Annotated in this window: 7 protein-coding genes; 5 read left to right on the top strand and 2 right to left on the bottom strand. The window is 45.5% G+C overall.

The window, feature by feature from the left end:
• Positions 1–192: 192 nt before the first annotated feature.
• Positions 193–1,308, bottom strand: coding sequence for an SPOR domain-containing protein (locus Q0Z70_RS02625; protein ID WP_298072377.1), 1,116 nt, complete (start codon positions 1,306–1,308; stop codon positions 193–195).
• 146 nt (positions 1,309–1,454) lie between these two features.
• Here Q0Z70_RS02625 and Q0Z70_RS02620 point away from each other — a divergent pair, with 146 nt between their 5' ends.
• Positions 1,455–2,882 (top strand): capsule assembly Wzi family protein, encoded by a 1,428-nt coding sequence (locus Q0Z70_RS02620; RefSeq protein ID WP_298072375.1) that lies wholly within the window; start codon positions 1,455–1,457, stop codon positions 2,880–2,882.
• A gap of 100 nt (positions 2,883–2,982) precedes the next feature.
• On the opposite strand, the gene Q0Z70_RS02615 is transcribed toward Q0Z70_RS02620, so the two are convergent.
• Positions 2,983–4,197 carry a DEAD/DEAH box helicase gene (locus tag Q0Z70_RS02615; RefSeq protein WP_298072373.1) on the bottom strand — a complete coding sequence of 405 codons (1,215 nt, stop codon included), beginning with the start codon at positions 4,195–4,197 and terminating at the stop codon, positions 2,983–2,985.
• A gap of 458 nt (positions 4,198–4,655) precedes the next feature.
• On the opposite strand from Q0Z70_RS02615, the gene Q0Z70_RS02610 reads away from it, so the two are divergent.
• The 4 genes from Q0Z70_RS02610 (at position 4,656) to Q0Z70_RS02595 (ending at position 7,299) form a co-directional block, all read left to right on the top strand.
• A complete protein-coding gene (locus Q0Z70_RS02610; protein ID WP_298072371.1) occupies positions 4,656–4,811 on the top strand; it encodes a hypothetical protein in 156 nt (51 codons plus the stop codon).
• Positions 4,812–4,893: 82 nt separating this feature from the next.
• Positions 4,894–5,646, top strand: a complete 753-nt coding sequence (locus Q0Z70_RS02605) for an SDR family oxidoreductase (protein ID WP_298072369.1) — start codon at positions 4,894–4,896, stop codon at positions 5,644–5,646.
• Positions 5,636–6,448, top strand: a complete 813-nt coding sequence (locus Q0Z70_RS02600) for an aldo/keto reductase (protein ID WP_298072383.1) — start codon at positions 5,636–5,638, stop codon at positions 6,446–6,448. Before Q0Z70_RS02605 ends, Q0Z70_RS02600 begins: the two co-directional genes overlap by 11 nt.
• A gap of 20 nt (positions 6,449–6,468) precedes the next feature.
• Positions 6,469–7,299 (top strand): AraC family transcriptional regulator, encoded by an 831-nt coding sequence (locus Q0Z70_RS02595; protein ID WP_298072367.1) that lies wholly within the window; start codon positions 6,469–6,471, stop codon positions 7,297–7,299.
• The last annotated feature ends 92 nt before the right edge of the window (positions 7,300–7,391 follow it).

Below are 7,391 nucleotides of genomic sequence, written 5' to 3'. Positions count from 1 at the left end.
CAACAGGGGAAAAACAACATGGGCAAACGTCTCTCGACGAGTGTATACTGTTGGACGCCCTAAATTGACCACTAACTGAATAAAACGATAAATCAATTAAAAACGCCTGAGGACTTGGAAAGCCTCAAGCGTTTTTTGTTTCCATAAAATCTCTGGATTTATTTTCCCGCTCGTAATCTAAATGATTTTCTTTCAATACTTCAGTACCCACGCATTCTGATAAGCTTTCTGTTCACGGATAACCTGCAAGCTACGATAAGCTTCAGCCTGGGTAGAGAAAGATTCGATGCTAACTCTCATCCTACCATTGCCGATGATGGCTGAAGCACTTTCATATCCTTCTTTTTTCAACTGATCGGCCATTGCGTGAGCATCTTTCTCTGTACCCACACTGGCTACAATGATGTGATACGGCTTCTTAATGCTCTTAACTACAGGGGAAGCCTCAACAGCTGCCGGTTGGATAACTACAGGAGCCTTTTTATTTTCTTTCGTTTTAACTTTCACTTCGCGAACAATTATCGGCTTCACCCCTTTCGATGTTTGGGCTTTGGTTGCAACTGATTGTTTGGCCTGCCGTTGAGCTTTCTGTTGCTTCTCTGATGGCTGGGTTGCGATGACAGGTGTGGCAATCAACGATTGTTTTTCCAGCTGTTCAAACATTTCTGTAGGAAGCAGGTGGGCATAGTTGCCTTGAATGGTTTCGGTGTTTTCTATCGGAGTGGAAAACATGAAAAATAGAGCTATGACAGCAATAAAGGCAACAGCGTTGGACAAATAGGAACGCTTTAGTTTCCAATGGTAACTGCTTCTTCTGATACGTTTCAACGGCCTTGTTTCTACAGAAGGGACAGGCAGATGGTTACGAACCTCTGCCTTATGCAACGCAGCCAGCGGTTTTGTCTCGAAGCTATCCAGTCCATACAGATCAGGCGTGGTTATTCGATTGTCATAAGGCAAAAAACTACAGGTTCCATGAATTGTATAGCTTATCTCACCAATGTTGGGCAGTTCGACCTTGCCGTTCTCGTGCAGACAGGCTACCAAGTTTTGCACTACCTTGTTTACCATACGGGTGGCGTCGGGAAAATTGGTTCCATAGGCGGCCATATACGATTGTACCAAAAGCCCGTCGTTCATTTTTAATTGCGGATTAAAACCAATGGTACGCGTAGGGGGGAAGAAAAGATTTTCTTCCTCTATATAAGTAGCCGGATTGTAATGGGCGACAAAGCCTCCAAAATCGGGAACAATGACGCAATCATTCTCCAATAGTAATGTTTCTATGTGTCGGGACAATTCAATCATGGTGCAAAAATAACAGAATTATTGGATAAACGAGCCAAAAGTTTCGTTTTTCTTATCAATAAATATCAATGAAAGAGCATTTAGTTACTGTATTTTTCCTACTTTTGCACCGTCTTACATTAAAGCATACTTATTTATTTATGTATATGAAAGTGATCCTTTTGGCACTTCTGCTGCTTGTTAGCGCTGGAAGTGCAACGGCACAAAAACAGAACAAGCTCAACTCTTTTGTGGAATATGGAGCTACTGTTCGCACAGGCGATAATACTCCTTTGTGGCAAGTGAGCAATCTGCAGGGATTAGCTTCTCTTGACAACAGTACCTATATCCGTGGTGGCGTCTTTTACAATGACCGATGGGGTAAGTGGGATGTAAAGGGGGGATTGGATGTGATTGCAGCCGCAGGTTTCAGTTCCGGCATCCAGCAGGCTTATGCTGATTTCAGATACAAATGGTTCGGCATTTTTACCGGAAGCAAAGAGATGACAGCGCCGTTGATCAACAGCCGCCTGAGTAGTGGAGAACTTACTTGGTCGGGAAATTCCAGGCCCATTCCACAAATCATGATAGGTATCCCTGAATATCTTTATCTATTGCCCCGTCTGGCCATCAAAGGAGAAATCTCATACGGCTGGTTTACGGACAGTAATTGGCTGAAAGATCATGCCAATATAGACAGAGGAGGTTGGTATACCAAGAATATCAAATATCATCACAAAGAGGGATTTGTACGCATCGGAATACCCGACGGCAAATGGCAATTGGATTTTGGCATGACTTTGGATACAGAGTTTGGAGGACAAAAGGTGACCAGCAGCGAAGAAGTCGATCTGGGGAATAGCTTGAAGGACTACTTCCGCATTTTTATCCCAGGAGCGGCCGATGAAGATCATCCAGCCAACGATGCCTTGTTCTATCAAGGGAATTTTGTAGGAACCGAACAGATCCGTGGTACCTATCGTGGAAAAGACTTCTCAATCAGTGCTTATCTGGATAATTATTTCGATGATTTTTCCGCCATGGGCAAGCAGAACGGATGGGATGGTCTTTGGGGTATAGAGTTGAAGTTCAATCATTTCCGTCCTATCAACAATGTCGTATTGGAATTTTTACAGACTACCAACCAGAGTGGTCCGCTTCATGGACTTCACGAACCTGAAGACGGACCTGTACATAAGACCGGAGGCTGTGACAATTATTACAACAACGGCTTGTATCATGGATGGGCCCATTGGGGAATGGCCAACGGCAATCCCTTGCTCCGTTCGCCCATTTACAATGAAAATGGAACCATGTCGTTCAAGTATAATCGTGTAAAAGCTCTGCATGTGGGTTGGAGCGGCGAATTTTCCGACAAATGGAACTATATAGCCAAGATGACCTTTAATCGCACATGGGGTGCGCATGGGGCACCTACGCTCGACATCTTGGAAAACTTTTCAGCTTATATCGCTTTCCAATACATACCCGACAGGCAGAAGACATGGCTGATTCATGCTTCTTTAGGTTTGGATACAGGAAAAATCTATGGCGACAATCTTGGTTTCCAAATGAGGATACGCAAAGCCTTCTAAATAAAAATAGCCCGAAGAAAGATGTCTAAGGCTAATTTTCATTTATAGGATAATATATAATATTATTCCTTACGAGATTTTCCCCTTTGTTGCTATCGCCTTATCGCCCACCTTTGTGCGATTTGCCGCCTCCTCGTTCTCGTCCACCTTTTTCGTTGTTACGCGGCTGATATTCGGGTGCTTCACCCAGTTCAGCCGGAACAGGAATCTTATAAATATCCTTCTTAAGGAATTTTTCGATGGTGTAGAAATTGGTCTGCTCCTTTTTGCTGACGAAAGTGATGGCTACACCATCGTTGTTGGCACGGGCAGTACGTCCGATGCGATGCACATAGTCCTCACAGTCGTGGGGGACATCGAAATTGATGACCAGACGGATGTCGTCGATGTCGATTCCACGAGCCACAATGTCAGTCGCCACCAAGATGTTGATGTGCCCTGCCTTGAACTCGTGCATGACGGATTCGCGCTGTGCCTGCTCTAAGTCGGAGTGCATTTCGCCTACATTCAATTTCATCTGCTTCAGGGCTTTCGTTACTTCTTTCACCTTAATTTTCGAAGAAGCAAAGATAATGACCCGTTCGGGAACCTCGTCCGCGAAGAGGCTGCGTATGATGCCTAGCTTTTGCTCCTCATAGCAGACGTAGGCAGCCTGTATGATTTTGTCGGCAGGTTTGGATACTGCCAACTTTACCTCTGTGGGGTTGTTCAAGATGGTTTTTGCCAGCTGCTGTATCTTAGCAGGCATGGTGGCAGAAAACATAATTGTCTGACGTTTCTTGGGAAGGTACTTCACAATCTGCATGATGTCGTCGTAGAAGCCCATGTCGAGCATACGGTCGGCTTCGTCCAAAATGAAATAGGACACTTTGGAAAGATCTACGTAGCCCAAATTCAAGTGGGCTATCAGACGGCCTGGAGTTGCTATCACCACATCGGCTCCCAGCATAAGCCCTTTCTTCTGCTGCTCAAACAAGATGCCATCGTTGCCTCCATACACCGCCACGCTGCTCACTGGCATAAAATAAGAAAAACCCTCCATCTGCTGGTCTATCTGCTGGGCCAGTTCGCGGGTAGGCGACATCACGATGCAGTTGATGGCATCTTCGGGATGCTCTCCTTCTGAAAGGAGATTTAATATAGGCAGTAAATAGGCAGCTGTTTTGCCTGTTCCCGTCTGTGCTACGGCTATCAGGTCTTTTCCTTCGAGTATTACTGGAATCGATTTTTCTTGTATGGGCGTACATTCTTCAAAGCGCATGGCATCGAGCGCATCAAGAACGCTGTCATTCAGGGGTAATTCAGAAAACTTCATACTTCATCTCAAATTTGAACGCAAAGATAATACAAAGTAGAAAGAGGAAAAACAAGCTTACTTGTTTTTTTACCGAAACACATCCGTTTCCCTTTGCCAAAGCCTGTGTTTGTAGGATAAATGTGCTAAATGATATAAAATCAACCCTCAAAAGTAAGAAAACTACTTGTTTATCGGACACTATATCAAATTCTTTGACAACACCTAATGAATCTGGTTTTAGAATATCCTAAGATGAGCTGCAAGGCAACATTTCTTTGAACCGGACAACAACTCAGTTCATTTATTTCGGCTTTATCTTTGCAACCGTAAAAACAAATAGAAAGGTATGAAACAGATCTTATTCGTAAAAACCGGAGACGCTGACGGAAGCGTTTCATTGGGCAGAACGTGAATTCGGCACGCCCGGTGTCCTTTTCTATAATGTAGGTATCACCACGTCCGATGAACCGGGAAAAGTGGACAATGCAGAACTGATGCACCATTATCAGGTGGACGTAGCAAGTGCCTACCATTGCATCCGTCAAGTAGCAAACGAAGAGTTCGGACGGAAGAATAGCACCATCATCCGCCGAGAGCTACTGGAAGATGTACAACGAGCGCAACAAATGTAAAACGGTTTACACTGAAACAAACAAATAAGGAAAGAAAAAACTATATAGAAGTTTCGGAATATATACAATTAAATGAATTATTATGGATTTGAATTTGAAAAATAAGATCGCCCTTGTAACAGGCGCAGGTTCCGGCATCGGTCGGGAAATAGCAAGGACTCTTGCTGAAGAAGGTGTTAATGTCATGATTGTGGGACGCACGGAAAAAAACTTGCAGGAGACCGCAAGTTTACATAAAAGAATAGCCTATAAGACCGCAGACATAACAAAAACCAAAGAAATAGAGAATGTGCTCTCTGAAATCATGGTTAAATGGGGAAAACTGGACATCCTGATAAATAATGCAGGCTGGTCGCCAATCCATCCCTTTGAGGAAGAAACAATGGAAGAATTTGACAAAGCGTTTGACATCAACGTCCGTGCTGTTGCCGAGTTGGTTTTGAAAGCCTTGCCCTTGTTGAAAGAGAGTAAGGGTAATATTGTCAATATCAGTTCGACGGCCATTCGCAACCATCTTGTGAACATGTCTGTCTATACAGCAGCAAAAGGTGCGGTAGATATGTTCACTAAAATATGGGCGAAAGAATTTGCCCCTTATGGGATCCGTGTAAATTCCGTATCACCAGGGCCAATAGAAACGCCGATATATGACAAGCTCGGAGTCGATGGTAAGGAAAAGTCTGATCATCTTTCACGTGTTACGGCAGGCATTCCGCTCGGCCGTTTCGGAAAGCCGGAAGAAGTTGCACCTACGGTTTTATTCCTTGCATCTGATGCTGTTGCAAGCTATATCACAGGAAGTGACTATTGCGTGGATGGTGGCTATGGAGATTGATTTGAGAAAATCCGTAACACTGAATAACGGCGTGGAAATGCCACGCATTGGTTATGGGGTCTATCTGATTACGCCAGGCATGACGGAACGGTGCGTACATGAAGCATTGAGTGTGGGCTACCGTTCCATCGACACGGCGCAATGTTACGGCAACGAGAGGGAAGTGGGCATAGCCGTCCGCAAGTCGGGTAGGCCTCGCAATGAGGTGTTCATTACTACCAAATTGTGGGGATGTTCCGGCTATCGGGACACACAACAGTCCATTGATGCCTCTTTGCAGCGTTTAAACTTGGACTACATTGACCTGCTTCTCATACATGAGCCGACGGGCGATGTGCCTGAGATTTACAAAGCGATGGAAGATGTCTGTCGTACAGGAAAACTGCGTGCCATCGGAGTGGCAAACTTTCTTGACGATGCCTACTTGCGTCTGGTGGAGCAAGCAGAGATAATACCTGCCGTCAATCAAGTGGAAACGCATGTATTCCGTCAGCAAGCATCCCTGCGAAAGTTGATGAAATCCTATGGTACGCAACCGGAAGCATGGTCGCCCCTTGCTGCCGGACGTAACGGCTTCTTCACTCAACCCGTCTTAACGGAAATAGCCCGTGCGCATGGCAAAAGCGTGGCGCAAGTCGGCCTGCGTTTCCTCTATCAACAAGACATCATTATTATTCCCAAGTCCACCCATATCGAGCGGATGCGGGAAAATAGGGAAATAGAAGATTTCGTGCTTACAGATGAGGAAATGCAACGCATTACATTGCTTGACAAGGGTAAAAGTTTGTTCAAATGGTGGTAAACTCTTAATTTTGCACCGTTATGTTAAAGGAATCGCAAGTATATAACTATTGGGACATCGTGTACAGTTGTTTTGTACCGCACGAGATGCTGTCGGAATACCGTATGCCCGTCCACGTCCTTATCTACGTCTATTCGGGTGAGATGGTGGTGGATGACAACGGGTACAGGATGAAAGTGAGTCCAGGGAATTACATCTTTATCAAGCGTGACCATCAGGTAAAACTGTTGAAACACACCATCGGTGATGCTCCTTATAAGGCAATCAGCATCCGCTTCGAGCGCAATTTCCTGCGCGACTTCTTCAACACATTGGACAAGGCAACGCTGCCCAAGGATGTGAAACGCATCCGCGAAGCCGCCCTACTGCTGCCCAAGACGCCGGCACTGCAAAGCCTGTTCCTCTCGCTCTTTCCTTACACGGATGCGAATGTCAAGCCGAAAGACGAAATCATCCGACTGAAGATGCAGGAAGCCCTTTACTGCCTACTCGACACAAACGAGCGTTTCTACCCTACGCTGTTCGACTTCAACGAATCGTGGAAAATAGACCTGCTGCCCTTCATGGAAGCCAACTACACGCAGGACATGACGCTCGACGAGTTTGCTACCTATACAGGGCGTAGCCTCGCCACCTTCAAGCGAGACTTTGCCAAAGTGGGCGACCTTTCGCCGAAGAAATGGCTCATCAAGAAACGGCTCGACAAAGCATACGAACTGTTATCAAGCGGCAACAACAAGCCATCCGATGTGTACGTGGCGGTAGGCTTCAAAAACCGCTCACACTTCTTCAGTGCGTTCAAACGGCAGTTTGGCGTATCACCGGGAGGGATTAGTGCTGCCTGTTCATAAAGATTTTCTCGTCCTCCCGCCCAGACAAGGCTATCGTGCTGATGGAAAATGCCGACAGATTTAACATTCGTCTTGGCACCGGAAATGAATGC

The sequence above is a fragment of the uncultured Bacteroides sp. genome (assembly GCF_947632445.1).
Classification (GTDB): domain Bacteria; phylum Bacteroidota; class Bacteroidia; order Bacteroidales; family Bacteroidaceae; genus Bacteroides.
Note: the sequence above shows the minus strand (reverse complement) of the source record. Positions and strands in the feature narration are given on the sequence as shown.